This window comes from Rhodococcus sp. NPDC080181, assembly GCF_040702225.1.
Lineage (GTDB): Bacteria > Actinomycetota > Actinomycetes > Mycobacteriales > Mycobacteriaceae > Rhodococcoides > Rhodococcoides fascians.
The window spans coordinates 37,547-50,780 of record NZ_JBFBKN010000006.1 but is presented as its reverse complement, the minus strand read 5'-3'; the positions used below and the strand labels follow the sequence as shown (position 1 = coordinate 50,780).

The 13,234-nt window shown below is 64.4% G+C and carries 11 protein-coding genes; 2 read left to right on the top strand and 9 right to left on the bottom strand.

Annotated elements, in window-relative coordinates:
* Positions 1-5 precede the first annotated feature (5 nt).
* Entirely contained in the window at positions 6-944 is a 939-nt protein-coding gene (locus AB0O58_RS09105; protein WP_206498292.1) for a TAXI family TRAP transporter solute-binding subunit, read from the top strand.
* 18 nt (positions 945-962) lie between these two features.
* Here AB0O58_RS09105 and araA read toward each other — a convergent pair whose 3' ends face one another.
* From araA to AB0O58_RS09060, 9 genes are all read right to left on the bottom strand, one after another.
* Positions 963-2,447 carry an L-arabinose isomerase gene (araA, locus tag AB0O58_RS09100; RefSeq protein WP_363797811.1) on the bottom strand — a complete coding sequence of 495 codons (1,485 nt, stop codon included), beginning with the start codon at positions 2,445-2,447 and terminating at the stop codon, positions 963-965.
* 36 nt (positions 2,448-2,483) lie between these two features.
* Positions 2,484-3,161: an L-ribulose-5-phosphate 4-epimerase gene (locus AB0O58_RS09095; protein ID WP_032368851.1), complete on the bottom strand. Its 678-nt coding sequence runs from the start codon at positions 3,159-3,161 to the stop codon at positions 2,484-2,486.
* Complete coding sequence (gene araB, locus AB0O58_RS09090) at positions 3,158-4,831, bottom strand: ribulokinase (RefSeq protein WP_206498290.1); 1,674 nt, start codon at positions 4,829-4,831, stop codon at positions 3,158-3,160. Before araB ends, AB0O58_RS09095 begins: the two co-directional genes overlap by 4 nt.
* Positions 4,821-5,882 (bottom strand): LacI family DNA-binding transcriptional regulator, encoded by a 1,062-nt coding sequence (locus tag AB0O58_RS09085; RefSeq protein ID WP_283542418.1) that lies wholly within the window; start codon positions 5,880-5,882, stop codon positions 4,821-4,823. The genes araB and AB0O58_RS09085 overlap by 11 nt, the downstream gene beginning before the upstream one ends.
* Entirely contained in the window at positions 5,879-6,904 is a 1,026-nt protein-coding gene (gene yjfF / locus AB0O58_RS09080; RefSeq protein WP_080731055.1) for a galactofuranose ABC transporter, permease protein YjfF, read from the bottom strand. The genes AB0O58_RS09085 and yjfF overlap by 4 nt, the downstream gene beginning before the upstream one ends.
* A gap of 8 nt (positions 6,905-6,912) precedes the next feature.
* Positions 6,913-7,977, bottom strand: coding sequence for an ABC transporter permease (locus tag AB0O58_RS09075; protein WP_206498289.1), 1,065 nt, complete (start codon positions 7,975-7,977; stop codon positions 6,913-6,915).
* Entirely contained in the window at positions 7,974-9,605 is a 1,632-nt protein-coding gene (locus AB0O58_RS09070; RefSeq protein WP_366238131.1) for a sugar ABC transporter ATP-binding protein, read from the bottom strand. The genes AB0O58_RS09075 and AB0O58_RS09070 overlap by 4 nt, the downstream gene beginning before the upstream one ends.
* A gap of 10 nt (positions 9,606-9,615) precedes the next feature.
* Positions 9,616-10,617, bottom strand: coding sequence for an ABC transporter substrate-binding protein (locus AB0O58_RS09065; RefSeq protein ID WP_027496166.1), 1,002 nt, complete (start codon positions 10,615-10,617; stop codon positions 9,616-9,618).
* 116 nt (positions 10,618-10,733) lie between these two features.
* The gene (locus tag AB0O58_RS09060) at positions 10,734-11,744 is read right to left on the bottom strand and encodes an aldose epimerase family protein (RefSeq protein WP_206498288.1); all 1,011 of its coding nucleotides are present in this window, start codon (positions 11,742-11,744) and stop codon (positions 10,734-10,736) included.
* Positions 11,745-11,951: 207 nt separating this feature from the next.
* Here AB0O58_RS09060 and fdhA point away from each other — a divergent pair, with 207 nt between their 5' ends.
* Positions 11,952-13,169, top strand: a complete 1,218-nt coding sequence (gene fdhA / locus AB0O58_RS09055; RefSeq protein WP_363797808.1) for a formaldehyde dehydrogenase, glutathione-independent — start codon at positions 11,952-11,954, stop codon at positions 13,167-13,169.
* The last annotated feature ends 65 nt before the right edge of the window (positions 13,170-13,234 follow it).

Below are 13,234 nucleotides of genomic sequence, written 5' to 3'. Positions count from 1 at the left end.
GTGACATGCTCCGGCCCGCTGCGTTGTTCTCTCGAAGAACAGCTCTGCGGGCCGGTGTCGTGTCGCTGACCGCAGTGGCCATGGGAGCCTGCGCCACGGACCCGCCGATGCAACTGCGCCTGGCGGCGGGCGAGGTGGGCGGCTTCTTCTGGGAGTTCTCCGGCCTGCTGTCCGACGCGGCTGCCGGAATGTCGGAGGTCGAGGTAGTGCCGCTCACGACATCCGGTTCTCTCGACAACCTCTACGCGTTGATCTCCGGTCGTGCCGAACTGGCGATGACGCTGATCGACGCCGCATACAGCCACCCGAGTACCGACCTGGCCGCGGTCGGATGTGTCTACGAGAACTACTTTCAGGTCGCTGTGCGGGCGGACTCGACCATCCTCGCAGCGAGTGATCTACGGGGACGACGAGTGAGTACCGGCGCGCCCGGATCGGGGGCGACGGTTCTCTCGCATCGGATCCTCGACGCGGCCGGCGTCTCGGGACCGGATGCAGTTCGTGAAGTTCAATTGTCGATGAAGGCGGCTGCGACCGCGTTGTCCGACAACGAGATCGACGCGGTGATGTGGGCGGGTGGATTGCCGACCCCGGCTTTCGCCGAGCCGCGCAGCGAGATCCGGTTGCTCGAACTGGGCAGTCTCGTTCCGAACCTGCGTCGGGCGTTCGGTACCGCGTACGAGGCGGTCCCGGTTCCGGCGAACGTGTACGGCTCGCACCCGGAGGTGACGACCGTCGGAATTCCGAATCTGCTGTTGGCCCACCCCGATGTGCCGAACCGAGTTGTCGCCGCACTGGTGAGCGTTCTGCTCGACCGATCGTCGGCCCTGGTTCCCGGGCAAGCGATCGGCAGCCAATTTCTCGACGCACGCTCACTGGTCATGACGGGCGGTATTCCTCTGCACCCCGGGGCCGAAGAGGAATACCGCGCTCGACACGGTTAGACGGCGGGCACTACCAGCTCACAACCTCGCTGCGAGTCGGTGGTACGCCGCGTTCCATCGGAGAGTCTGCTGGAACCCACGCGTCGTGGTGCCGGAATCGATGGCGAGCAGCTCGACACCGATCATGTCCGAGAATGCCTCCAGCACAGGCAGACCGATGGCGGTGCTCAACACCGTGTGGTGGGGTGCGCCTGCAGTCAACCACGATTCGGCCGACACCGACAGCGAGGGCTGCGGTTCCCACACTGCGCATGCCACGGGTAGTTTCGGCAGCGCCTCGTCGGGCTCGACCACGTCGATCACGTTGGCCGTCAATCGGAATCGCTCACCGACGTCGGACAGTCCGACGACGACGCCATGCCCCGGATCGGCGGTGAATCGCAGCCGCACCGGATCCTCGCGGCCGCCGATCGAGAGTGGATGAATTTCCAGTGTCGGGCGGGACGTCGTGATGGACGGGCACACCTCCAGCATGTGTGCACCGAGGATCTTCTCCTCACCGGGGACGAGGTGGTAGGTGTAGTCCTCCATGAAGGACGTACCGCCCTCCAGTCCCTCGGCCATGACCTTCATACCGCGCAACAACATCGACGTCTTCCAGTCGCCCTCGCCGCCGAAGCCGTAACCGTCGGCCATCAGTCGCTGCACCGCCAATCCCGGCAACTGACGCAGGCCGCCGAGGTCCTCGAAATTGGTGGTGAACGCCTTGAACCCGCCGTCGGTGAGGAACTGCCGCATTCCCGCTTCGACGCGTGCGCCGTAGCGGAGGGAGTCGTGACGAGCCCCGTCCTTGTCGAGGCTCGGTGCGATGTCGTAGAGCGACCGATACTCGTCGACGAGTTCCGAGACGGCCGACTCGCTGACGCTGTCGACAACGTCCACGAGATCGTTGACGCCGTAGGTGTTCACGGAGACGCCGAACCGCAGCTGCGCCTCCACCTTGTCGCCCTCGGTGACCGCGACGTCGCGCATGTTGTCGCCGAAGCGGGCCAGTTTCAGCGAACGCAATTCGGCCCGGCCGAGTGCCGCGCGCGCCCACTGCTCCGCCCGCGTCCGTACCGACGGATTGTCGACGTGGCCCGCGATGGTGGTGCGCAGTACGCCGACCCTGGACTCGATGTGCCCGAACTCGCGATCACCGTGCGCAGCCTGGTTCAGATTCATGAACTCCATGTCGATCGTGGACCAGGGCAACGACATTCCGGCCTGCGTGTGCAGGTGCAGCAGTGGAACATCGAGCGCGTCCAGGCCTGCGATCCACATCTTGGCCGGCGAGAAAGTGTGCATCCAGGTGACGACGCCGATGCAGTCCTCGGCGGCGTTGGCCTCGCGCATGCACCGCAGGATCGCGGACGCGTCGAGCAGCACCGGCTTCCAGACGACGGATACCGGTAGTGCGCCGTCGAGTTTGTCTGCGATCTCCCGTGATTGGACTGCCACCTGCTCGAGCGTCTCGGGACCGTAGAGGCCTTGACTGCCGGTGAGAAACCATACTTCGGACATGGAGAATGTACCTTCCGTGGAAAAATGTGGCGCTGATCAGCGCTGGCCGTAGACGTTCTGGTAGCGGTCGTAGAGTGCGTCGACCGACGCGCGGGGGATGGGAAGTGGTTGTCCCAGTTGATATGACAGGTGCACCGATCGGGCCACGTCCTCGCACATGACCGCCGCTTTCACCGCAGATCGGGCCGACGGGCCAACCGCGAAGACGCCGTGGTTCTGCATGAGTACTGCCGGAGAGCGGCTGTCTGCGAGGGTGTCGACGATGCCGCGCCCGATCGAGTCGTCGCCGATCACGGCGAACGGACCCACCGGAATGTCGCCGCCGAATTCGTCGGCGCACATCGTGGTCACGACCGGAATGGGTTCTCCTCGCGCGGCCCACGCCACCGCGTAGGGCGAATGAGTGTGCACCACACCGTTGATGTGGTCGAGGTGCCGATAGACGTATGCCTGCGCCTCGGTGTCCGAGGACGGCGCGTGGTCTCCTTCGACCACTCGACCGTGCAGATCGCACACCACCATGTTGCCCGGTGTCAGGTCGTCGTAGGAGACGCCGCTCGGCTTGATGACCATGAGGTCTCGACCGGGAACGCGCGCGGACACGTTGCCCGCCGTCCACACGACCAGTCCGTAGCGCACCAGTTCCGCATGCAGTGCGCACACGTCCTTGCGAATCTCCTCGACGACCTCGCGAACATCGTCGACAACTGTCATTTCGCTTCCAGCTTCCTCGTCAGGGCTGCGCGACGCAGTGATCGCAGCCGGCGCATGGTCGGTACGTCCCGACCGAAGCGATCGTGCAGTTCCAGGTAGATCTCGTACAGCCAGTCGTATGCCTTCGACCGGGACTCGTCCGGAACGAATGCACCGCGGCGAACCTTGCCCATCGATTTCGACGCCACCGGCACGTCCGGGTAACAGCCTGCGGCCACTGCCGCGTGGATGGCGGAGCCCAAGGCGGGGCCCTGCGCGGACGCGATGACGGACAGCGGCATTCGTAGCACGTCGGCGTAGATCTGCATCAGCAGTGGGTTGCGGGCCAGCCCTCCCGCCACGACGAATTCTTCGACGGGAACGCCGCTGCCGCGGAACGTCTCGACGATGACGCGGGTACCGAACGCCGTTGCCTCGAGCAGTGCGCGGTAGGTGTCCTCGGGCCGCGTCGCGAGCGTCGATCCGATGACCAGGCCGGACAGTTCGTGATCGACCAGGATCGACCGATTGCCGCTGTGCCAGTCGAGCGCGACCAGACCGTGCTCGCCCACCTCTTGGGCCGACGCGAGCCGCGTCAGGTATTCGTGCACGGACTCGCCTGCGGCAGTTGCCGCTTCGCTGTAGGACGCGGGAACTCCGGTGCGGGTGAACCACCCGAAGATGTCGCCGACCCCGCTCTGGCCGGCCTCGTACCCGTACGACCCCGCGACGATGCCGCCGTCGACGACGCCGCACATACCCGGAACGTCGTTCAACACGGTCGAACTCATGACGTGGCAGGTGGATGTTCCCATGATGGCGACCATGCGGCCCGATTCGACGGCACCCGCAGCCGGGGCCGTGACGTGGGCATCCACGTTTCCGACCGCGACGGCTATGCCCTCGGGCAATCCCGTCCATGCCGCCGCCTCGGCGGTCAACGTGCCTGCACGCGAGCCCAATTCGCCCAGCGGTTGGTCGAGCTTCTCGGCTACGAACCCACCGAACCCGGGCGCGAGCTCGGTGAGGAAATCGACGGAAGGGTACTTGCCGTCTTGATAGATGCCCTTGTATCCCGCGGTGCAGGCATTACGCACGTAGTTTCCGCACAGTTGCCAGACGATCCAGTCGGCCGCCTCGACCCACCGGTCCATGGCCTCGTAGATCTCGGCGTCCTCCTCGTGAATCTGCAGCGCCTTGGCGAATTCCCATTCCGAGGAGATCAAGCCGCCGTAGCGGGGGAGCCAGCTCTCGCCGCGTCGGGCGGCCAATTCGTTGATGCGGTCGGCCTGTCCCTGCGCCGCATGGTGTTTCCACAGTTTGACGTAGGCGTGTGGGCGATCGACGAACCGCGGGTCTTCGCTGAGCGGCGTGCCGTCCGCGTAGGTCGGCACCATGGTGCATGCGGTGAAGTCGGTCCCGATACCCACCACCTGCTCCGGCGCGATGCCCGCGGCGGCCATCGCAGCGGGGACGGCGCGGCGTAGGACGTCGCGATAGTCGTCCGGCACCTGCAGAGCCCACGCGTCGGGTAGTCGTACGGTACTGCCGGGCAGAGTCTCCTCGAGTACGGCGTGGCGGTATTCGTGTACGGCAGATGCAATTTCGGCACCATCGGACACACGGACGACTACGGCACGGCCGGAGAGAGTGCCGTAGTCCACTCCTACCGTGTAGCGGTCATTGGACATGCGATTCTCCTTGTTGCGGTGCAACGGTTGTGGTCGGTTTGGGTGCAGTGGTGCTGGACGATCGAACGACGAGTTCAGGATCGATGAGCGCCTCGGGTGCGGCAGTGTTGTCCAGTGCCGCGCGCAGGACGTCGATCGCGCGTCTGCCGACTTCGGTGAAGTCCTGGCGGACCGTCGTCAGTGGTGGGATCAGGAAAGCAGCCTCGGGGATGTCGTCGAATCCGACGACGGCGAACTCCTCGGGCACACGGCGGCCGCTCTCGTGGAAGGCGCGCAGCAAGCCGAGGGCCATCTGGTCGTTGGCGCAGAACGCGGCCGTGACGGTGTGGTCCTCGGCGAGGCGGAGCCCGTTCTCGTAGCCGCTGCGTGCGGACCAGTCGCCGCGCAGGACCGGTGTCCACGCCAGCCCGGCCTCGTCGAGCGCATCCTGCCACCCTTGTTCACGGCCGCGGGATTCGGTCCATCCCTGCGGTCCGGACAGATGCACGATGCGTTCGTGACCTGCCTCGATCAGGTGTCGGGTGGCCAATCGAGCGCCGCCGACCTGATCGATGCCCACGGTCCAGGTCGAGGTGGTGGGGTCACCTTCGACGACCACGACGGGAACGACGGACTCCTCGGATCGAGCCGCTGCCACAGCGTCGTCGGTGGCGGCGATCAACACGATGCCCTCGACGCCCTGGTCGTGCAGGTGATGCAGTGCGCCGACGAGTTCGTCGTGTGTCAGCGTTGCGAGACTGACTGCGCTGACGGAGAATCCGGCATCACGTGCCGCGCTCTGCACGGTGCGATGCGTGGTGCTCGGCCCCCAGAACCCGCCTTTGGAGCCGATGATTCCGATCGAGGCGGACCGTTTGGTGACCAGTGCCCTGGCGGCACGATTGGGACGATAGCCCAGTTGGTCGATGGCATTCTGTACCCGGTCGCGGGTTTCGGGGCGTAAGTTGTTCTGACCGTTGATGACCCGCGAGACCGTCTGATGGGATACCCCGGCCAATCGGGCGACGTCGGTCATGACCGGTGCCTTACCGTCGATCCCTGTGTTGGTCACCTCTTTCTCGCCGTCAGCAGACGTTGGGCGAGAACGAACACCAGGAGCAGCACTCCGATCGTGATTCGCGTCCACCACGAGCTCAGGGTTCCGTCGAAGGCGATGAAAGTCTGTATGGCACCGAGGATCAGGACTCCCACCAGCGAGCCGAGGACGTACCCGCGCCCGCCGGTGAGCAGCGTTCCGCCGATCACCACCGCGGCGATGGCGTCGAGCTCCATGCCGACGGCGTTGAGGCTGTAGCCCGACAGTGCGTAGAAGGAGAACAGTAGGCCGGCGAGCGCCGCGCAGAATCCGCTGATCGTGTAGACGCCGACTTTCACGGCCGCCACCTTGAGCCCCATCAGCAGCGCGGACGCCTCGTTGCCACCGATGCCGTAGACCGAACGTCCGAAACGAGTGCAGGCCAACACGTATGCAGCAATCGCCACCGTGGCCAGCGCGATCACCACGCTCCAGGTGATGGTGTAGCCGCCGGGAAGTTCGATGACGGCGAATGCGATCGAGGAGAACGTGTCGTCGGTGATCGGGATCGACTCGACACCGATCATGTAGCACAGGCCCCGGGCGAGGAACATCCCCGCGAGTGTGGCGACGAACGGCTGAATCTGCAGATAGTGGATGAGGGCACCCATGACGGTGCCGAGCACGGCACCGCACAGCAACACCACGGCCATGACCAGCAGCGGTGGCCAGCCCAATTGCAGTGTGCGCGCGGCGATCATCGTCGAGAGTGCGACGACGGACCCGACGGAGAGATCGATTCCGCCGGTGAGGATGACGAAGGTCATCCCTACCGCGAGGACGATGAGGAACGAGTTGTCGATCAGCAGTGACAGGAACACCTGTGGATCGGCGAAGCCGCTGTAGCGGAATTCGCCGAGTCCGAACAGACCGACGAACAGCGCGAACGTGGCGATGACCGGCAGAAACCGAGACGGTGGGGAGTACCGCTTCACGCGGTCCCAGGTCGAGGGCGCGGGGCCCGGTGCTGCCGCGGTAGTCGTGGGGGGAGCAGTCATGAGGTCGCTCACGGTCGTACCGCCTTGGTGGAGTCGGTGCGGAACCACGTCCGCAGTGATGCGCGGGCTCGTGGTGATTGCAACAGGCAGACCACGATGATGACGACCGCTTTGAACAGGTAGTTGGCCTCGGAGGGGATACCGACATTGGTGATGGTGCGCGTGAGTGTGCCGATGAGCAGGGCACCGACGACGGTGCCGGCGATGGAGAATCGACCACCGGTCAGAGCAGTGCCGCCGATGACGACAGCGAGGATGGCGTCGAGCTCGATCCACTGGCCCAGACTGTTCGCGTTCACCGAGTTGGTGTTCGCAGCGATGATCAGACCAGCCATTCCCGAGCACACCGCGGCGAACACATAGACCGTCCAGACGATCGTCCGCGACTGGACGCCTGCCAATCTGCTTGCCTCCGGGTTGATTCCGACGGCTTCGACGAGCATCCCCAGTGCGGTCCGCCGGGTCAACAGTGCGGTTGCTGCCACGACCACGAGGGCGATGATCAGTGCCAGTGGAAGTCCGAGAAGCGTGCCCGACGCGAGCGTGCTGAAGGCCGGGTTGTTGACTGTCGTGATGTTTCCGTCGGTGATCAACATGGCCAGGCCACGTCCGGCGACCATCAGAATGAGCGTCGCGATGATGGGTTGAATCCCGAAGACCGACACCAGAAGGCCGTTCCACAGACCCAGCAGCAGACATACTCCCAGTGCCCAGACGACAGCCATGATCATCGTCGTGGTGGCACCCTCGTCCGGTGCCGCGACGATGCGAGTACACGCAACGGCGGCAGCGATGACTGCCACTGCGCCCACGGAGAGGTCGATGCCGCGGGTTGCCACCACCAGCGTCATGCCGACGGCCACCAGAATGAGCGGCGCGGAGTTGCGTGCGATATCGACGATGTTTCCGAACAGGCCACCGTTCTCGATTCGAATGTCGAGGAAGTCCGGTGTCACAACGACATTGACGACGATCAGAGCTATCAGAGCCAGCAGCGGCCAGACGACCGGCTGGGCGAGGGCGGCACGTGCGCGAGCGGGCGCGCCGGCCGGTGGTTCGAGGGTTTCGGTCATGATGCGACATTCCTGTCGGTGGTCGAAGTGGCGGCCGCGACGGGTTCGTCGGTGCGCACCCCGGCTGCGATGGTGGCGAGCACGTCGCCGACCGACACACCGTCGTTGATACGTTCGTCGATCTTGCGGTGATCTCGCATGACCACGATGCGGTCACTGAGGCGCAGGATCTCTTCGAGCTCGGCGGAGATGAACACCACCGACATTCCGCGCGCGGCCAGATCGGCCACCAGGGTTTGGATCTGCGCTTTGGCACCGATGTCGATTCCGCGTGTCGGTTCGTCCAGAATCAGAAGTTCGGGTTCGGTGATGAGCCAGCGGGCGAGGAGCACCTTCTGTTGGTTGCCGCCGGACAGGTTGCGCATCAACGCGTTCGGATCGGCGGGCCTGATGTCGAGTGCAGAGATGTACTGCTTGACGAGCTTGGTGCGGGTGGCACGGGGGATGGGACGAAGCCATCCACGCTTGGCCTGCAGAGCGAGCAGCATGTTGTCGGCCACCGTCAGATCGGCCACCACACCGTCGGCCTTGCGATCCTCGCTGGTGAGGGCGATGCGCTGATCGGCGGCCTGGCGTGGACTGCGAATGCGGTGCTTGGTCGCATGCACTTCGATCGATCCCGAGTCCGATCTATCGGCTCCACCGAGCAGGCGAGCAAGCTCGGTACGGCCGGACCCGAGCAGACCGGCGATGCCGACGACCTGTCCCGCATGAAGACGCAGATCGGTTGCTTCCAGTGCGCCCTTGCGTCCGATGCCCAATACTTCCACGACGGGCGTCTGTTCGTCGGAAACCATGACCGGCTCGCGGCTGTCGAGTTCGCGCAAGGTGTCCAGTTCCCGACCGATCATCAACTCGACCAGCTCGAACTGCGGAGTGTCGGCGACCAGGCGCTCGGAGACGAGCTTTCCGTTGCGCAGGATCGTCATTCGGTCGGAGATCCGGTAGATCTGGTCGAGGAAGTGCGACACGAAGACGATCGAGGTTCCGTCTTCCCTCAGCCGTTCGATGACGGAGTACAGGGTTTCGACCTCGTCCTTGTCCAGACTCGAGGTCGGCTCGTCCAGGATGAGTACGCGGGTGTCGACATCGACTGCACGGGCGATGGCGACGAGCTGTTGCACGGCGATCGGATGGTCCCCGAGGACCGACGACGGCTCGATGTCGAGCCCCAGCCGGTCGAGAGTCGTTCTGGCACGGCGGTTCATCGCTCGCGTGTCGATACCGCCGATGGCCCCCAACAGTTTTCCGGGTAGGCGTCGGGGCTCGCGGCCCAGGAGCATGTTCTCTGCGACAGTCAGATTCGGAAGTAGGTTCACTTCCTGGTAGACGGTGCTGATACCTGCAGCCTGGGCCGCGCTCGGCGTCGCGAACTCGTGTTCGGTTCCGTCGATCGTGACCGTTCCGCTGTCGATCGAGTAGACCCCGGTCAGTGCCTTGATCAACGTCGATTTACCGGCACCGTTCTCACCCATCAGCGAATGCACCTCGCCGGGGAAGAGCCGCAACGACACCCCGTCGAGGGCTCGGACGGCACCGAAGGTGATCGAGATTACTTTCATCTCCACGAGCGGAGTCGGCTCTGTGCTGGGGATCGGCTCCGCGGTGAGAACGGTGTCGGTACGCATGCGTCGACTCTCAGTACTGGCGGTCGGCGAGTACTGCTGCCGCCTGGTCGGGCGTGAAGGTGGTCTCCTCGGTGACGACCCTCTTGGGAACGTCCTCGCCCTTGACGACCTTGTCCGTGAGCTCCATCAGCTGCGGTCCGAGAAGTGGGTTGCACTCGACGATGAAGTCGATCTTCTTGTCCGCCAGTGCTTGCATTCCGTCCTTGACGGCGTCGACGGTGATGATCTTGATGTCTTTTCCGGGTACCAGCCCGGCTGCTTCGATGGCTTGGATTGCGCCCAGGCCCATGTCGTCGTTCTGGGCGAAGACGACGTCGATCTGGCCTCGGTTGGAGTTGAGGAACGACTCCATCACCTGCTTGCCGCCGTCACGAGTGAAATCGCCGGTCTGTGAAGCGGTGATCGCGATGTTCGACTGGCCCCCGATGGCGTCGCGGAATCCCTCGGCCCGGTCGATGGCGGGAGCGGCTCCGGTGGTTCCCTGCAGTTCGACCACGTTGATCTTTCCGTCGCCGGTGGTGTCCGCAGTGGCGCTGTTCTGCACCAGCCAATCGCCTGCCTTCTTGCCCTCTTCCACGAAATCGGAGCCGAGGAACGTGGCATACAGCGAATCGTCGGTGGTGTCGACGGAGCGGTCGGTGAGGATCACCGGGATGTTCGCGCGCTTGGCTTCCTGGAGGACCGGCTCCCATCCCGTCTCGACGACGGGGCTGAAAGCGATGACGTCGACCTTCTGCTGGATGTAGGTGCGAATCGCCTTGATCTGGTTTTCCTGCTTCTGCTGAGCGTCGGAGAACTTCAACTCCATGCCGGCAGCGCTGGCCGCGTCCTGGATGGAGATGGTGTTGGCCGTGCGCCATCCGCTCTCGGCACCGACCTGGGAAAAGCCCAGCACCGTTGCGCCGTCACCGCCGCCGGACGCGTCGCCGCCGCCTCCGCTACTACACGCACTCAGGACGATCGCACCACTCAAAATGAGCGCGCTCGCCGCAAAAATTGTCTTCGACGCCATGGTGATCTCCTCAATGTCGCCACTCCACTGTGACGTGTGCAACACAGTGTGAGCGTTAACATCGGGCCGCGTCAAGACTTGACACGTTTGAATTCCAAAATTTTGTGAGCGCTCACTCAAGCGTGAAGTGCAGAAAATCTCCACTCGATCACGGACCGGTACGTCTGGCCCGGTCGCAGCACCGCAGAGGGAAAGTTCGGGTGATTCGGTGAATCGGGGAACAGCTGGGGTTCGAGTGCGATGCCGTCGCCTTGGCGCAGCATCGAGCCGCGTCGAGACACATCGCTGCCGTCCAGGAAGTTGCCTGTGTAGACCTGCACTCCGGGCTGATCGGTCCACAATTCCAGTGTCGTTCGACTGCGTTCGGAGCTCAGGATCGCCGCACGCCGAAGCCCCGTACCGTCGACGACCAAGTTGTGGTCGACACCCCGGGCGGTCAGCAACTGCGGATGAGTGGCTCGGGCCAGGTCTCCGACTCGTCCGGGCCTGCGCAGATCCAGCGCGGTGCCGTCGACGGATTCGATGGCACCGGTCGGGATTCCCTCGGTGTCGACCGGGGTGTACGTCGAGGCGAACACCTGCAGGGTGTGATTGTCGATGCCATGGCCGTCGAGGTCGAAATATGCGTGCGACGTCAGGTTCACCACCGTCGGCGCGGTGGTCGTTGCCGTCGACTCCAACCGCACGCGATCGGGCGTGACGGAGAACTGGGCCCGCGCACGGACTTCGCCCGGGTAGCCCTGATCGCCGTCGGGGCTGATCAACTCGAATTCGACCGAATCCGTCGATCGGCCGACCACTGTCCAGTGTCGTGAGTCGAAGCCGTCGGTTCCGCCGTGCAGATGGTTGGTGCCGTCGTTGATCGTCAGTTGCACCGCTTGCCCGTCGATCTCGAACCGGCCGTCCTCGATCCGGTTCGCGTACCGGCCGACGGTGGAGCCGAAATAGGCGGTGGACGAACGAAGCTCACGCTCGCCCGCCACGCCGACGAGAACGTCGCGGCGCTCGCCGTCTCCTCCGGTCACCGACATTCGTTGCAGGGTCGCGCCGTAGGGGAGTACCTCCACCTCCACCCCGGGCGAACGTCCGATGGTGATGGTCTCGTTGTGATCGTCGTCGGTGGGCACCGGTCGACGATAGCTCCGGGGAGTGAGATCGGTCCCCGGATTGCTTCGTGCGGCGGGCGACGCACCGTGTATTCGTAGGTGCGCATACTATGGTGTGATGCAGGCCACGTCACTGCGCATTGATCGTCTCGATGAGATGAAAATAGCTATCGCGCAGTCGATCTCGGTCTGTCGAACGCAGCCGGACACCGTCGAACAGGAGAAATCGTGGCAGGCAACAGAGCAGTGACGTACGCCGGACCAGGCAGTGTAGAGGTTCAGGACATCGCTTTTCCGGGCCTGGAATTGACCGATGGCCCCGGCGTGAATCCGGCCAATGTCGGCCGCAAATGCGAACACGGCGTGATCCTGAAGGTCGTCTCGACCAACATCTGCGGCAGCGACCAGCACATGGTCCGTGGACGCACGACGGCACCCGAGGGTCTGGTGTTGGGCCACGAGATCACCGGCGAGATCGTCGAGGTCGGACGAGACGTCGAATTCTTGAAGGTCGGCGACATCTGCTCCGTTCCGTTCAACATCGCCTGCGGACGGTGCCGAAACTGCAAGGAGCGCAAGACCGGTATCTGCCTCAACGTCAACCCGGATCGACCCGGTTCTGCGTTCGGTTACGTGGACATGGGCGGATGGGTGGGCGGCCAGGCCGAATACGTCATGGCACCGTACGCGGACTTCAATCTGCTGAAGTTCCCCGACCGGGATCAGGCGATGGAGAAGATCCTGGACTTGACCATGCTCTCCGACATCTTCCCGACCGGATATCACGGCGCGGTCACCGCGGGAGTGAAACCCGGTGCGACGGTGTACATCGCGGGTGCGGGCCCGGTCGGTCTGGCGGCCGCGGTCGGCGCACAATTGCTGGGCGCGTCGGTGGTGATCGTCGGCGACATGAACGCCGACAGGCTGGCGCAGGCACGAACGTTCGGCTGCGAGACCGTCGACGTGGGCAAGGGCGCGCCGCAAGATCAGATCGAACAGATCCTCGGTGTCCCGGAGGTCGACGCTGCGGTGGACGCGGTGGGATTCGAGGCTCGCGGCCACGGCGGAGACTCGTCCCACGAAGCACCGGCCACGGTGCTCAATTCGCTGATGGACATCACCACCGCGGGCGGTGGCATCGGAATTCCCGGGCTCTACGTCACCGGTGATCCGGGCGGCGTGGACGAGGCCGCACAACGTGGCGCTCTCTCGCTCAGCCTCGGCACCGGTTGGGCGAAGTCGCTCTCGTTCGCCACCGGGCAGTGCCCGGTGATGAGCTATCACCGAGAACTGATGAATGCCATTCTCAAAGAACGAGTCTCGATTGCGAAAGCGGTGAACGCAACGGTCATCACTCTCGACGACGCACCACGCGGCTACCGGGAATTCGACAGCGGAGTCGCTCAGAAATTCGTCATCGACCCGCACGGCATGATCTCGAGCTGACGGCGTTCGGCCCAGCACTCGTTCGAGCCACCGACGTCTCGAAACGCGAGGGTGGCTCGAACGAC

Bases quoted from the DNA above. Each gene is read 5' to 3' on its own strand.
- AB0O58_RS09105 (WP_206498292.1), top strand. From the start codon at position 6: ATGCTCCGGCCCGCTGCGTTGTTCTCTCGAAGAACAGCTCTGCGGGCC.
- araA (WP_363797811.1), bottom strand. From the start codon at position 2,447: ATGTCCGAAGTATGGTTTCTCACCGGCAGTCAAGGCCTCTACGGTCCC.
- AB0O58_RS09095 (WP_032368851.1), bottom strand. From the start codon at position 3,161: ATGACAGTTGTCGACGATGTTCGCGAGGTCGTCGAGGAGATTCGCAAG.
- araB (WP_206498290.1), bottom strand. From the start codon at position 4,831: ATGTCCAATGACCGCTACACGGTAGGAGTGGACTACGGCACTCTCTCC.
- yjfF (WP_080731055.1), bottom strand. From the start codon at position 6,904: ATGACTGCTCCCCCCACGACTACCGCGGCAGCACCGGGCCCCGCGCCC.
- AB0O58_RS09075 (WP_206498289.1), bottom strand. From the start codon at position 7,977: ATGACCGAAACCCTCGAACCACCGGCCGGCGCGCCCGCTCGCGCACGT.
- AB0O58_RS09070 (WP_366238131.1), bottom strand. From the start codon at position 9,605: ATGCGTACCGACACCGTTCTCACCGCGGAGCCGATCCCCAGCACAGAG.
- AB0O58_RS09065 (WP_027496166.1), bottom strand. From the start codon at position 10,617: ATGGCGTCGAAGACAATTTTTGCGGCGAGCGCGCTCATTTTGAGTGGT.